Origin of the sequence: Microbacterium sp. p3-SID336, from assembly GCF_025143365.1 — a bacterium.
GTDB lineage: Bacteria > Actinomycetota > Actinomycetes > Actinomycetales > Microbacteriaceae > Microbacterium.
Window position 1 is genome coordinate 1 of record NZ_JALXPE010000044.1, and the last position, 13,809, is coordinate 13,809.

The following is a 13,809-nucleotide window of genomic DNA, read 5'->3' on the forward strand; positions in this document are numbered from 1 at the left end:
CGTCCGGCGAGCCCCCCCCTCTTCATGGGTTCAGCGGAGCGGACTCAGCGGTCGAATGCATCCCGGACGCTGTCGCCGGCCTTGCCCGCGGCGTCCTTCACGTTCTCGCCGGCCTGCTTGGCGTCGGCCTTCACCTGATCGGCCTGACCTTCGGTCTCGAGCTTCTCGTTGTCGGTGAGCTTGCCGAAGCCTTCCTTGACCTTGCCGCCCAGCTTCTCAGCGGAATTCTTCATGTCATCTGCGCCACTCATGTGGGGCTCCTCTCCTCGACGGATCGATTGCACCTCGACCCTCGCACCGCGCCCGTGAGCGGTCCACGGGATTGACAATCAGCGGGAGGCGTGTCAGCGTTCCGCGCCATCGACGCCGCGCCGGTCAGCGGCTAGCCTGGCGCCAGGCGGGTGGTCCTGCCCGCTGTCCTCGACGAAGGGAGCGGAGCCCGATGGATGCGACGATGATGGGCGCGATGTCGAAGAGCATGGAGTCCATGCCCGACATGGCGATGATGGACATGGCGGTGCTGCAGGCCTGTATGGACGCGTGTGCCGCGTGTGAGCAGGCGTGCACGGTGTGCTCGACGCAGATGATGGACTGCGCGCCCGCCTGCATGAACTGCGCCGACATGTGCCACACGATGATGCGGTCGATGCTGCGGATGCAGGGCATGACGCCCGCCACGATGATGGCGATGCTCGACGCCTGCATCGCGATGTGCCAGATGTGCATGGACGAGTGCATGCAGCACGCCGATCACAGCGACGTGTGCCGCCTGTGCGCGCAGGCGTGCCAGGCGTGCATGAACGCGTGCATGGCCGTGCGCGACATGATGATGGCGAGCGCCTGACCCGGCGCCGTAGCCGTCAGACCGTGGCGACGTTGAAGCGCGCGTCTCCCACGCCCAGCACGCCGTAGGGCACGTGCAGCGCGACGGGCGTGCCCGCTGCGGCTTCGAGCGCGGCGCCCGAGCCGTTCCACAGGGTGTGCGCGACGCCGTCGAGCGTGCGCACGACCAGGTCGCCGGACTCAGGATCGGCGGACTCCACGAGGGCATCCACCCAGTCGCGGGGCGTCGCGGCGGCCAGGCGCGCCTGGATCAGGTGCAGCGCGTGCCCCGGGGCGACCGAGGAGCAGCGGCCACCCGTGCGGCACATGCACGTCGCACGCTCGCTCACCTCGACGGGTGACAGGCGGTGGCGCGGCGTGGACACGGTGGTCTCCTTCTGACTCGGCGTTCCGGCCACAGTAGGCGGCGGTGCCGGGGTGACGCGAGGGCGGGCGACATCGGGCGAAACAAACAGGTGTAGGCTCGCCGGGTGCTGTCGTCGATGAGCGTCCTCGGGGCGCGGAGCGGAGCCGCGGGCGCGTTGAGCGCCGCGGGCAGAGGCTGAGGACCGGCCGGAGGCGGAACCCCCGTCCCCGGCGCATCGTCGCACCCTGGCATCGCCCAGGGCCCTCATCCTGACTCCGCTCGCCGGCGGCGAGCCCTTCCGAAAGCACAGACACTCATGCGTCCCATCGACGAGCGCGGCATCCGCGCCTCCTTCCTCAACGCCTCCCGCAAGGAGGTCTCCGACCTCTCCCTCCCGCCCGGCTTCGCCGACATCGACCAGGACCGGCTGGACTTCCTGGGCTGGATCGATCCCAAGCTCCCGCGCCGCGCCTACGTCGTCACGTGGGTGCGCGACGAGCCCGTCGGTGTCGTGCTGCAGCGCGCCGAGCAACGCGTGCTCGCCAGGGCCCAGTGCTCCTGGTGCGAGGACGTGACGCTCCGCAACGACGTGCAGCTGTATGTCGCGCGTCGTGCCGGAGCCGCTGGCCGCAAGGGCGACACGGTCGGCGTCCTCACCTGCGCCGAGTTCGGCTGCAACCGGAACGTGCGGATGCTGCCCCCGCTCGCGTACGAGGGCTACGACCGTGAGCTCGCCCGCGAGCTGCGCATCGCCCGCCTGCAGGAGCACGTCACGGGGTTCCTGGACGAGGTCGCGGGGCGGGGTTAGCTCGCCACGGCGCGCACGTGCGCCAGGGCGGGGCCGGCGAGTTCGGCCGACAGGCGGGCGAAGGCGTCGAAGCTCTGACGGCCCGGCCAGTCCGCGGGCAGCATCGACGGCGGAAGCCCCGGGTCCGTGTAGGGCAGCACCCGCCACCGGTCGATCAGGTGCACGTAGGCGGCGAACGGCCCGGTGGGCAGCGTGTCGAGCGACGCCTGGAACGACACGTGCTCGGCGCGCAGCGCCGCCAGGTCCCACCACTGGGCCGCCGCCTCGGCCGGAGTGCCGGCCGGGGCGGGGGCGGTCGCGGTGAACAGGGTCGCCCACCGCCGGGCGTCGAGCTCGTCCAGGATCTGCACGGCCTCATCCCGCAGGTGCCCGGGGCAGATCCACAGCGCGGGGGAGACGACGCCCGCACCGATCCACTGCAGGCGGCGCCTGAGCTGGTGCCGCACGCTGCGGTCGCTCTCCGGGATGGAGAACGACACCAGGCACCACGGGTCGTCGTCCGTCATCTCGCGCATCTCGAAGATCCGCCGGTCTCCGCGCTCCAGCATCGGGACGGCGGCCGGATTCAGGCGATAGCCGATCGCCCCTGCCCGCTCCGCGAGCAGCAGCCCCTTCTGCTTGAGGCGGGTGATGCCGGTGCGGGCCTGCGCGGTCGGGATGCCGAGATCGCCGGCGAGGGCCACCAGCGCCGCCGCCGTGATCCAGCCGTCGAGCGGACGCAGGTACAGCCCGACGACCGTGCGCAGCAACGAGGCCGTGCTCCCCGGCCTCGCGTCGATGTCGTCGAGCACCGCGGTGCGCGCGTCGTCAGGAGTCACGACTCGCCAGGGCGTCCCGCACGGCCAGGACCCCCGTGATCGTCTCGACGTGCGAGGTGCTCAGCGGTGAGAGGCCGAGACGGATGCCGTCCGGGAAGCGGAAGTCCGGGATGACGCCGTCCGCCCAGAGCCGCCGGGTGACCTCCCGGAAGTCCGGATGGCCGATCGTGACGTGACCCCCGCGCCGGTCGGGGTCGCGCGGGCTCAGCAGCCGCACGCCCTCCGGCGCGAGCAGCTCGTCGTACGCGCGCACCGCGAGCTCGGTCAGCGACCGCGACTTGGCGCGCACGGCATCGATCGTGGACTGCGCGATCAGGTCGAGCATCCCCTGCATCGCGAGCATCGAGGTCACGGGCGGCGTCCCGCTGAGGAGCTGCCGGATGTCGGCGGCCGGCGCGTACTCGGGCCCCATCGCGAAGATGTCGGCCGCGCTCCACCACCCCTGGATGGGCTGCCGCAGCTCGCCGTGCAGGTCGCGGCGGACGTACGCGAACGCGGGGGAGCCCGGTCCGCCGTTGAGGTACTTGTACGTGCAGCCGACGGCGAGATCGACCCCCCACTCGTCGAGCTGCATCGGCACGACGCCGGCGGAGTGGCACAGGTCCCACATCATGAGCGCCCCGGCGGCCCGCACGACCGCCGTGATGCCCGGCATGTCCGCGAGAGCGCCCGAGCGGTAGTCGACGTGGCTGAGCGACACGAGTGCCGTGCGGTCGGACACGACGGCGGCCACGTCGTCCACCGTCACCCCCTGCACGGGGTCGGGCGTGAGCCACCGCAGCGTCAGTCCGGTCTCGGCCGCGACACCCTCGGCCAGGAACCGGTCGGTCGGGAAGTTGCCCTCCTCGATCACGAGCTCGGTGCGACCGGGGCGCGCGGCGGCGGCCGCCCGCATGAGCTTGTAGAGCAGAACGCTGGTGGAGTCCGCGACCACGGTCTGTCCTGCCGCGGCGCCGAGCGCCACCGCGGCGATCCGGTCGCCCAGCTCCATCGGCAGCGTCATCCACTGCTCGTCCCAGGAGCGGATGAGGCGCGTGCCCCAGTCCTCCCGCACGAACGCGGCCATCCGCTCCGGCAGGTCGCGCAGCGGGCGCCCGAGCGAGTTGCCGTCGAGGTACGCCGTGACGCCGGGGGCCTCCAGGAACGCGTCGAGGTGCGCGGCGAGGGGGTCGGCGGCATCGAGGGCGCGGGCGGCGTCGAGGAGGGCGGCGGAGGGATCGGTCATGTCACACCTTCAGGTCGGCGGGGGTGAGCGGGCGGGCGTCGAGCGGGTCGGTCGACCCGTCCGGGAGAAGGAGCAGCAGGGCGCCGGGACGGCGCGGGTCGGCGGGGGCGAGGGCGCGCAGGAGGGCGGCGTCGTCCAGACCCGCGGCGCGGAGGGCGGCGACCTCGGCGGGGTTCAGGTCGACCGGAGTGGGGCCGTTGCCCATGTCGGTGCCGTAGTGCACGGTGCCGCCTGCGGCGTGGAACCGGGCGACGTTGCCGACCGCGATCGCACGGGCGGCGTCGTCGTGGATGGCGAGTGTGGAGATCCATGACACGGCGGCGGCCTGGCGCGCGATCTCCTCGTCGTCCAGGCGCTCGGTGAACGGGGCATGCGCGAGCCGGACGGCCCCAAGTCGTGCGGCACGCTGCGCCTCGCCGGGCCCCTCGGCGTGCGCGACCACCGGGAGTCCGTGCGCCGCGGCGCACCGGACGATCGCGCGGAACAGCTCGTCGGGGAACACGGGGCCGGCGGTGCTGTTGCTCGCGACCTTGAGGCACGGCACCCCCTCCGCCGCCAGCTCCGCCACGGCTGCCTCGGCGGCAGCGGCATCCGCGACCTCCCGCACCGCACCCGCCGGCGCCCAGGCCCGGTCGGACGGGTAGCCGCCGGGCGGGGTGAGGAAGGCCCCGGCGTACCGGATCTCGACCGCATGCGGCGGGGCGGCCGTGCACAAGTCAGGAGAACCGCTGGCGGGAGGCGCGCCCACGCCCCGGAACGCCGAGTCGGACGCCGATTCTCCTGAGTTGTGGACGGCGATCTCGCGCAGTGCCGCAGGGTCCCCGCCGAGGTCGTGCACGCGCGCGAGGCACGAGGTGGCCAGGGCCGCGTGGTCGACCAGCTGCAGGTGCACGTGGTGGTCGGTGAATCCGCCGATGACACGACCGTCGAGCCGCGGGGTCCCCGCCGCCGCAGGCCCGTGGTGCAGCACGGGCCGCGCCTGCGCGTCGAGGCTCACGACGCCCTCGCGCCACTCCTCGCCGTCGAAGAAGGTCGCCGCCCGCACCTCAGCCGCCGATCTCGGTGCGCACGGTGTAGAGCTCGGGGAAGAAGGTGAGGTCGAGCGCGCGCTGCAGGAAGCCGACCCCGCTCGACCCGCCGGTGCCGACCTTCATGCCGATGGTGCGGGACACGGTCTTCAGGTGCCGGAAGCGCCAGAACTGGAAGTTGTCCTCCAGGTCGACGAGGTCCTCGCACGCCTCATACAGGTCCCAGTGCGTGCGGGGGTCCTGGTAGATGGCGCGGATCGCGGGCACCAGCTCCGGGTTCTCACGGTAGGGCTGGCGCACATCGCGGTCGAGGATCGCGGTCGGCACCGGCAGCCCGCGGCGGGAGGCGTAGCGGAGGAACTCGTCGTACAGCGTCGGCTTCTCCCACTCGGCCGTGAGCAGCGCGAGGTTGGCCGGGTGGTCGCGGAACACGCTCAGCATGCGCTCGTTCTTGTTGCCGAGCGCGAACTCCACGGCCCGGTACTGCACGGACTGGAACCCCGATGAGTTGCCGAGCGCGCCGCGGAACTGCGCGTACTCAGTGGGCGTGAGGGTGGCCAGCACGGACCACTGCTGCGTCATCACGTCCTGGATGCGCTTGATCCTCGCGATGCGCTTGAGGGCGTCGCGCAGGTCGTCGGCGGCGAGCAGCGAACGGGCGGAGGAGAGTTCGTGCAGAAGCTGCTTGAGCCAGAGCTCGGTCGTCTGATGCTGGATGATGAACAGCATCTCGTCGTGGTGCTCGGGGTCGCTCACCGGGTGCTGCGCGGTGAGCAGCTGGTCGAGCGCGAGATACGACCCATAGGTCATCCGGCCGGACAGGTCCGTGACGATGCCGGCCTCGATGGCGCGTTCGTTGTCGGTGTGCATGCCCAGAACATATCACTTCTGCGCCGGGCGTCACAGAAGTGAAATGTGCCTCAGCGGGTGTGCGCGCTGAGGAAGTCGATCGTCTTCTCCAGCGCCGTCCGCGCATCCGGCATGTCCAGGTGGAACTGGTACTCGTGAGGCAGCGCGGGCTCGTGGTCCATCGGCCAGAACAGCGTCGTCACCTCCACGCCCAGCTCCTGCAGGCGCTGGGCCATCGGGATCGACTGCAGCCAGGTGAGCCCGTCGCCGTTGCCGCCGGAGATGTAGGTCGCCGGGAAGTCCGCGGTGACCCAGTCCACGGTCGACATGGTCGCCCCGGTGGAGTCCTCGGCCCAGGTCTTGGTGCCGGAGTACGCCCACATCGCCGACTTGAAGCCCCACCCGGCGATGCCGTCGAGCTCGGCGAGGGCCGACAGGTCGTACACGCCGCAGTTGAGGATGGTCGCGGCGAGCTGCTCGGCGCCCAGCGACGGCGTGATGCCCATGATGCGGGCGTACTCGGGGTTGGTGATGAGCGTGGCCATCTGGCTGGCGAGCTGACCGCCCGCGGAGTCGCCGGCGAGCACGATCTGATCGGCGTCGACGCCCAGCTCCTCCGCGTGCTCGTCGATGTAGGCGAGGGCGGCGTCGAGCTGGTGCACGGCCAGCGGATACACGCCCTCGGGGCCGATCGTGTAGTTGACGCCGATCGTGGTGTAGCCCTCGGCCGCGAGGATGCGCAGGTAGGGATCGACGTTCTCCTTCGACCCGGAGATCCAGGCGCCGCCGTGGATCCAGACCACGGTCGGCAGGGCGCCGTCGGCCGAGGCGGGGCGGTACACGTCCATGGTGGTGTCGGCTCCCGCGTCGCCGTAGGTGATGCCCTGCTGCACGTCGAGCTTCGTGTCCGGAACGTGCTTGTCCATCTCCGCGGCGGTCTCGTCCCCGCCCTTCGTGAACACGGCGCGGATCACCAGGGCGGACGGCCAGGGGGTGAGGGCGCCGACGAGCGCGATCACCGCTGCGACGGCGATGACGATCGCCGCGACCACCTTCGTGCGGTGCCAGGGCTTCCGTGCCTTCTTCGGGTGTGCGGACTCTCCGGCATGCGCGTCAGTGCTCATGGACCCTCCCTCGGCAACAGTGTGCCAGTATTCCGCGACGGCGCGCGCCGTGATCCGACCCGAGCGACGTCACCGGGCGAGGATCGTCGCGGTGTCTCCCACGGTGAGCTGCGGCGGGTACAGCCCCATCACGTGCACCGCGGCGGCATGGTTCTCCGCCGTCGAGCCCGCGCACGCATCGGCCGCGAGCGTCACGCGGGCCCCGGCGTCGGCGGCCGCGAGGGCCGTGGAGATCACGCAGCAGTCGGTCGACACCCCCGCGAGAACCACGTGCGCACCCCGGCCCACGACCTGCTCCATCGCGGGACCCCACTTGCCGAACGTGGGCAGGTCCAGCGTCGGGTGCGGGGACAGTCCCTCCGCCGCGGGCACGAGGTCGAACAGCGCGTCGTCGGCCGGGCGGTCGGCGAAGGGCCACGCTGCGAAGTAGTCGCCCCAGGAGGTGGAGCGGTCCGCCGTCGGCAGCCAGCGCGTCACCAGCACGCGCTCGCCGAAGGCATCCGCGAGCAGCCGGATGTTCGCCATCGCGCCGTCGAAGAACGGCGAGCCCCAGGCGGAGTCGGGCGAGGCGAAGATGTGCTGGGGATCGATCACCACGAGCCAGGGCTCACCGGCCGCCCGTGCGCTCACTGCTGCTCCTGGCGACGGATGCGCCCGGCCCGGGCGAACCAGGTCACGACGAACGACAGCACCAGGGCGAAGAACACCCCGAGGTTGGCGTAGGCCCAGTCGCCCTCCGTGCCGCCGACGAGGAACAGCAGGTAGCCCTGCCAGTTGTTCCACGGCGCCGCCTCGGCGAAGCCGTTGAGCACGAAGCCCCAGCCGATCACGCTGGCCACCGCCATCGTGCCGATCGAGATCCAGTCCCACGCGCCGTAGCGGCCGCGGCTGTCGAACAGCGCCTGTTCGTCGTAGTCCGTGCGGCGACGCAGGATGTCCGCGATGAGGATGCCCGCCCAGGAGGCGAGCGGCACGCCGAGCGTGATGAGGAAGCTCTGGAACGGACCGAGGAAGTCCGTCGCGAAGAAGACGACGTAGATCGTGCCGAGCGTGAGGATCACGCCGTCGATCGCGGCGGCGGAGGGGCGCGGGATGCGGATGCCGAGGCTGAGCAGCGTCAGGCCGGACGAGTAGATGCCCAGCACCGCGCCGGAGACCAGCGCCAGCACGGCGGTGAGCAGGAAGGGCACCAGGACCCACACCGGGAGGATGCTCGCGAGAGCGCCGATCGGGTCGGCGGCGATCGCCCCCAGGAGCTCGTCGTCGGAGCCGCCGAGCAGCAGGCCGAACACCACGAGGATCACCGGGGCGACCGAGCCGCCGATGGTGTTCCACGCGACGATCGCCCCGTCGGAGGCGGTGCGCTTCTGGTAGCGCGACCAGTCGGCGGCGATGTTGATCCAGCCGAGGCCGAACCCGGTCATCACCATGACGAGCGCGCCGATCACCTGGCCGATGCCGCCGTCGGGCCGGGCGAGGACCGCGGCGAGGTCGATGCTCGGGATCGCGAGCAGGATGTACAGCACCGTGACGACGCCGGTCACCCAGGTGAGCACCGACTGCAGCCGCATGATCGTGTGGTATCCGAGCACGGACGCCGCGACGATGAGCGCCGCGACGACCACCGTGGCGATGATCTTCAGCCACAGGCTGTCGCCGTCACCGCCGAGCTGCGTGATGACGGTGGCGGTGGCGAGCACCGCCATGATCGCGAGGAACGTCTCCCAGCCGATCGAGGTGAGCCACGACACGATGCCGGGCACCTTCTGGCCCTGCACGCCGAATGCCGCGCGGGAGAGCACCATCGTCGGCGCCGAGCCGCGCTTGCCGGCGATCGCGATCAGACCGCAGAGCAGGAACGACACCACGATGCCGATCACCGAGACGAGGGTGGCCTGCCAGAACGAGATGCCGAAGCCGAGCACGAACGACCCGTACGACATGCCGAACACCGACACGTTCGCCGCGAACCACGGCCAGAAGAGGTCGCGGGGCTTCGCGGTCCGCTCGGACTCGGGGATGATCTCGATGCCTGCACGCTCGATGAGAGCCGGCCTGATGTCGGTCATGCTGACATCCTGGCACTCCGCAGGCACTGTGCGGCGGACCGCCGCCTCCGACCTCCGCGGTGTCAGCCCGCGAAGAACGCCGCGGCGACGCGTGCCAGGTCGTGCAGGTCGGAGACGCCGGCCAGCTCGCGCGCCGAGTGCATCGAGAGGATCGGGATGCCCACGTCGACCGTGCGGATCCCGAGCCGGGTCGCCGTGATCGGGCCGATCGTCGAGCCGCACGGCACGCTGTTGTTCGACACGAACTCCTGCGTCGCGACACCGGCGCCGTCGCACCAGTCCCGCCAGGCGGCGGTGCCCACCGCATCTGTCGCGTAGCGCTGGTTGGCGTTGAGCTTCAGGATCGGGCCGGAGCCGAGCACCGGCTGCACGACAGGGTCGTGCCTCGCGACGTAGTTCGGGTGCACGGAGTGGCCCACGTCGCTGGACAGGCACCACGAGGAGGCGAAGGCCCGGCGGCGAGCCGAGACGTCGGCGCCCAGGTCGGCGTACAGGCGCTCCAGCACGTCCTCCAGGAAGGGGCCGGCGGCGCCGGAGCGCGACTCCGAGCCGAGCTCCTCGTGGTCGAAGGCGGCGAGCACGGCGATCGGCCCGGTCGAGGCGGCGTGCGCGGCGAGGGCGACCGTGCCCGCGTGCACCGAGGCGAGGTCGTCGAGACGACCGGAGGCGAAGAACGCCCTGTCCTTGCCGAAAACCGCCCCGCGGGCGGCATCGGCGACCACCACGTCGTAGCCGCGGATCTCCGCGGAGGAGACGTCGGCCGCGCGGGCGAGCTCGGCCAGCACGTCGGCTTCCGTCGGGTCGCCGAGACCCCACACCGGCTGCGTCTCGGTCTGCTTGTCGAGAGCGAGACCGTTGTTGACGCCGCGGTCGAGGTGGATGGCCAGCTGGGGCAGTCGCAGCAGCGGCCCGGTGTCGGCGAGCACCACACGGCCGTCGGCGAGGGCCAGGCGTCCGGCGAGACGCAGCTCGCGGTCGAGCCACGAGTTCAGCAGCGGTCCGCCGTAGACCTCCACCGCGGCTTGCAGCCAGCCGCGGGAACCCGTCGTGGGCTGCGGCTTGAGCTTGAAGCCGGGGGAGTCGGTGTGCGCGCCGAACACGTGCACGGGCGTGGTCGCCGTCGCCTCCGCGGGGACGGTCCAGGCGATGGTGGCGCCGTCGCGGACGACGAGGTAGCGGCCTCCGCGCTGCGCGGGCCACGCCTCCTCTTCGCCCAGCCGGGTGAACCCCGCGTCCTCGAGCCGGCGCGCCACCTCGGCGGCGGCGTGGTAGCTGGAGGGAGACGCGGCGACGAAGTCGGCGAGATCCTCGGCATGGGCGAGTGCGGCCGGGGTGACGGGCATGGCATGACCTTCCTGCGCGGGGTGTCCTTCGAGCGTAGTCGCGCCCGCGTTCTCCCTCCGTTCACCCGCACGGGCTATGGTGGCTCCCGATAGCGCCTAGGGTTCCGGGGTCTCCGATCCGTCTGGTCCGAGCGGCGCCACGGTCCTCTCCCACGGGAGGGCCGTCATCTGACAGGACAAAAGCCCGGAGGACCCTGTTCGTCGCGCCCGCGGCGAGCGGAAGGGTCTGTCGTGTCCGCTCTCGCGCTCATCCTGGTGCTCAGCGCCGCCGTCGCCCACGCCACCTGGAATGTGATCGCGCACGGCATCAGCCGCGCCGGGTCGCCGTTCCTGTGGTGGGGCGCCGTCGCCAGCACGCTCGTGTGGGTCGGCGCCGTGCCCTTCACGGGCGGACTCGGCACGGGCGACCTGTGGTCGTTCGCCTTCGGGGTGTCCGTGTCGGCCGTCCTGCACGTGGCGTACATGGCCGTGCTGCAGCGCGGATACCGCGAGGGGAGTCTGTCGACCGTGTACGCCACGGCGCGCGGCACCGGGCCGTTCCTGTCCGTGATCGTGGCAGTGCTGCTCCTGGGCGAGCGGCCGTCCGCCGTGGCGCTGGTGGGTGTGATCGCCGTGGTCGCCGGGGTCGTCGCGATCGGATTCGTCGACCGGAGCGGTGCCGGCGGCGGGCGCCGTCTCGACCCTGGACTGCTGTTCGGGCTGCTGACGGGAGTGGCGATCGCCGTCTACACGATCTGGGACGCGCACGCCGTGCGGGAATGGAGCCTGTCCCCGGTGGCGTTCATGGTCGGCACCGCGCTGCTGCAGGTGCCGTTCTACACGCTGGCCGTGCGGGGGCGCTGGGCGGCGGTGCGCGCGCTGGGCCGGACGCAGTGGCGCCGCATCCTCGCCTTCGGCATCCTGTCCCCGCTGTCGTACATCCTGGTGCTGAGCGCGATCCAGATCGCACCCGTGGCGCTCGTGGCCCCGCTGCGGGAGGTCAGCGTGGTGCTGGTGAGCCTGTTCGGCGCGTTCGTGCTGCGCGAGTCGCGTCCGGGGTGGCGTCTCGCGGCGTCGCTCGTCGTGCTCGCCGGCGTCGTGATGCTTGCGCTGTGAGCGCGGGAGTCGCATCCTTGAGGTGGCGCGGGGGCGGAATATCGATACCCCACGGACCGTCGAGGAAGACGGGCCGGAGACGGACCGACGCGTGAACCCTCTCGCGGACTCTTGCGGCACTCGCCATCCGGCGATCGAGCCTGCGCGCCCTCGCCGCGTCAGGTCAGCGGAACGTGACGAGGCCCGCGTGGGCGGCGGTCACCAGGATCTGCACGCGGTCGCGCAGGTGCCACTTGGACATCATGCGGCCGAGGTGCGCCTTCACCGTGCCCTCGGACACGATGAGCGCCTTGGCGATCTCGGCGTTCGACATGCCCTTCGCCAGGCACTGCAGCACCTCCTCCTCGCGGTCGGTGAGGGGTTCGAGGGCGTCGGCGGCGGAGGCCGCGGGGGTCGAGTCGCGCACGTGGCGGATGAGCATCGAGGCGATGCGCGGCGACAGCGAGCTGGCGCCGTTGTAGACCTCTCGCACGCCGGCGACGATGTCCTCCGCGCTGGAGTCCTTGAGCAGGTACCCGGAGGCGCCGGCGCTGAGCATGGGCAGCACGGTGTCGCTGCCGTCCAGCGTGGTGACCGCGAGGATGCGCACGTCCGGCCAGCGTTCCGCGATCGCGGCGGTCGCCTCGATGCCGTTCATCTCGGGCATCTGCACATCCATCATCACGACGTCCGGCTTCTCGCGCTCGATGGTCGAGAGGGCCTCTCTGCCGTCCTCCGCCTGCGCCACGACCGTGATCTCCGGCGCGCGCGAGACGAAGTGCGACAGCGCGGAGCGGACCAGGGGATCGTCATCGACGATCACGACGCGGATTTCCTGCATGGAGGAAGCCTAACCGCGTCGAACCCGCGGACGAACGCTGTAGACCTTTGGCCATCGAGGTCTAGACGGAAGCCAGATGTGCGCGCTGATCGCCGCCGAGAAGATGAATACAGACATCGACAAACGACCACCAAGAGGAGGTGAATGTAATGACTTTCTGGCAGCAGGTTGGCAAGCTCTTTGGTTTCATTCGCTAGGATAGCTGGCGATTAGGAGATAGTGCACCATGGCCTTTGACCAGTCGAGACGGGCGGTGCCCGATATCTTCCGACTCGGACGAGGTGAGCGGCTCACTCGCGTGGAGAGCATCGTCATTCTGGCGATCATCTGCGTCATGATCGCTATCGACGTCATCTCCCTGTTCACGGACTCCGTGAACCCGATCGCGTCAGCGGTGAGCATCGCAGCCACCGCAGCGACGCTCCTTTTCCTGTGGTCCCCGCTGGTGGCCACATGTGCCATGGGGGTCGTCCTCGCGACGTCCTTCCTCATCAACACCGAGTCCCAGGTCCTGATCACCGTCGCGCTGGCGTCGGCTCTGGTCATGCGGCTCGGATGGACGCCCCTGATCCTCGCGTACACGGGCGTCTTCCTCGTCGCCACGTCCGTCATGGCGTACGGCGACAGCGTTCCTGTGAACGTCGGCATCTACCTCATCGCGGCGACCGTCGCCGGGGCGATCGGACTCGGACTCCGGCTCGCCTTCGATCGCGGTCGTCGGCTCGAGCACGAGCTCGAGGCGGCAGCCGAGCAGGAGCGAGAAGCAGTGCTCGCCGAGCGGCGTTGGATCGCCGGCGAGCTTCATGACAGCATCGCGCACCACCTCACGGTGGTGTCGCTGCACGTGCAGATGCTGGAGGACCCGCAGACCAGCGACGACTCGCGCGAGGCGATCCGTGTCGCCGCCCGCAAGGCGATGACCGATCTCCGCTTCGTGATCGAACTCGCCGACGACGGTCCGCGCTCATCCGGCATGCCGACGGGCGACCTCGTCGCCGCCGTCGACGAGGCCCAGGCCGAGTTCGAGGCGGCGGGTCACACCGTGGTCCGCGAAGGCGACCCGGGCGACGAGCGCATCCCGCGGGCGGTGGAGATCGTGCTCGCCCGCATCGTGCGCGAATCCGCAACCAATATCCTGAAATATGCCGGGGAGGGCGAAGTCCAGATCCGGCTGATCGTCGACGACGAGTCGGCGCATCTGACCCTTCGCAGCCCGCTGCCGACCACGCCGCGCCGGGAGCTCTCCTCGTCCCGCACGGGTCTGGGCCGGATGGCCGAGCGCGTGATGGGCGCCAGCGGAGAATTCAGTGCGGGAGAGATCGACGGACACTGGCTCGTGTCCGCCGTGTTGCCGGTGACCTGATCGGCTATGGTGTGAGAGCCCCCTCGCACCCGACCTCGCAGCCCCTAGACGAAAGTCTAGGAGAGTCTCGACGTTCGG

At 70.9% G+C, this 13,809-nt stretch carries 15 protein-coding genes; 4 read left to right on the forward strand and 11 right to left on the reverse strand.

Annotation, left to right across the window (positions count from 1 at the left end; all coding sequences use genetic code 11):
- Positions 1-44: 44 nt before the first annotated feature.
- Complete coding sequence (locus tag M3C17_RS13355; RefSeq protein WP_259978313.1) at positions 45-251, reverse strand: CsbD family protein; 207 nt, start codon at positions 249-251, stop codon at positions 45-47.
- A gap of 191 nt (positions 252-442) precedes the next feature.
- Between M3C17_RS13355 and M3C17_RS13360 the strand changes: the two genes are divergently transcribed.
- Positions 443-844 carry a hypothetical protein gene (locus M3C17_RS13360; RefSeq protein WP_259978316.1) on the forward strand — a complete coding sequence of 134 codons (402 nt, stop codon included), beginning with the start codon at positions 443-445 and terminating at the stop codon, positions 842-844.
- 16 nt (positions 845-860) lie between these two features.
- Here the strand turns inward: M3C17_RS13360 and M3C17_RS13365 are convergent, their stop codons facing one another.
- The gene (locus M3C17_RS13365) at positions 861-1,208 is read right to left on the reverse strand and encodes a hypothetical protein (RefSeq protein ID WP_259978317.1); all 348 of its coding nucleotides are present in this window, start codon (positions 1,206-1,208) and stop codon (positions 861-863) included.
- A 297-nt stretch (positions 1,209-1,505) separates the two neighbouring features.
- Between M3C17_RS13365 and M3C17_RS13370 the strand changes: the two genes are divergently transcribed.
- Complete coding sequence (locus M3C17_RS13370; protein WP_259978322.1) at positions 1,506-1,997, forward strand: FBP domain-containing protein; 492 nt, start codon at positions 1,506-1,508, stop codon at positions 1,995-1,997.
- Here the strand turns inward: M3C17_RS13370 and M3C17_RS13375 are convergent.
- The 8 genes from M3C17_RS13375 to M3C17_RS13410 form a co-directional block, all read right to left on the reverse strand.
- Entirely contained in the window at positions 1,994-2,815 is an 822-nt protein-coding gene (locus tag M3C17_RS13375; RefSeq protein ID WP_259978323.1) for a PaaX family transcriptional regulator C-terminal domain-containing protein, read from the reverse strand. The genes M3C17_RS13370 and M3C17_RS13375 overlap by 4 nt on opposite strands.
- Positions 2,805-4,040: a kynureninase gene (locus tag M3C17_RS13380; RefSeq protein WP_259978324.1), complete on the reverse strand. Its 1,236-nt coding sequence runs from the start codon at positions 4,038-4,040 to the stop codon at positions 2,805-2,807. The genes M3C17_RS13375 and M3C17_RS13380 overlap by 11 nt, the downstream gene beginning before the upstream one ends.
- Before the next feature lies 1 nt (position 4,041).
- Positions 4,042-5,085, reverse strand: a complete 1,044-nt coding sequence (locus tag M3C17_RS13385) for a hydrolase (RefSeq protein WP_259978325.1) — start codon at positions 5,083-5,085, stop codon at positions 4,042-4,044.
- 1 nt (position 5,086) lies between these two features.
- Positions 5,087-5,938 (reverse strand): tryptophan 2,3-dioxygenase, encoded by an 852-nt coding sequence (locus tag M3C17_RS13390; protein WP_259978326.1) that lies wholly within the window; start codon positions 5,936-5,938, stop codon positions 5,087-5,089.
- A 50-nt stretch (positions 5,939-5,988) separates the two neighbouring features.
- Positions 5,989-7,041, reverse strand: coding sequence for an alpha/beta hydrolase (locus tag M3C17_RS13395; RefSeq protein WP_259978327.1), 1,053 nt, complete (start codon positions 7,039-7,041; stop codon positions 5,989-5,991).
- Positions 7,042-7,110: 69 nt separating this feature from the next.
- Positions 7,111-7,671, reverse strand: a complete 561-nt coding sequence (locus M3C17_RS13400; protein ID WP_259978328.1) for a cysteine hydrolase family protein — start codon at positions 7,669-7,671, stop codon at positions 7,111-7,113.
- Entirely contained in the window at positions 7,668-9,110 is a 1,443-nt protein-coding gene (locus tag M3C17_RS13405) for a cytosine permease (RefSeq protein WP_259978329.1), read from the reverse strand. The genes M3C17_RS13400 and M3C17_RS13405 overlap by 4 nt, the downstream gene beginning before the upstream one ends.
- Before the next feature lie 62 nt (positions 9,111-9,172).
- Positions 9,173-10,453 (reverse strand): M18 family aminopeptidase, encoded by a 1,281-nt coding sequence (locus tag M3C17_RS13410; protein ID WP_259978330.1) that lies wholly within the window; start codon positions 10,451-10,453, stop codon positions 9,173-9,175.
- Between the two features lie 231 nt (positions 10,454-10,684).
- On the opposite strand from M3C17_RS13410, the gene M3C17_RS13415 reads away from it, so the two are divergent.
- Complete coding sequence (locus M3C17_RS13415) at positions 10,685-11,548, forward strand: EamA family transporter (protein WP_259978332.1); 864 nt, start codon at positions 10,685-10,687, stop codon at positions 11,546-11,548.
- A 163-nt stretch (positions 11,549-11,711) separates the two neighbouring features.
- Here M3C17_RS13415 and M3C17_RS13420 read toward each other — a convergent pair whose 3' ends face one another.
- The gene (locus M3C17_RS13420) at positions 11,712-12,368 is read right to left on the reverse strand and encodes a response regulator transcription factor (RefSeq protein WP_259978333.1); all 657 of its coding nucleotides are present in this window, start codon (positions 12,366-12,368) and stop codon (positions 11,712-11,714) included.
- A 334-nt stretch (positions 12,369-12,702) separates the two neighbouring features.
- Here M3C17_RS13420 and M3C17_RS13425 point away from each other — a divergent pair, with 334 nt between their 5' ends.
- Positions 12,703-13,731: a sensor histidine kinase gene (locus M3C17_RS13425; protein ID WP_259978337.1), complete on the forward strand. Its 1,029-nt coding sequence runs from the start codon at positions 12,703-12,705 to the stop codon at positions 13,729-13,731.
- The last annotated feature ends 78 nt before the right edge of the window (positions 13,732-13,809 follow it).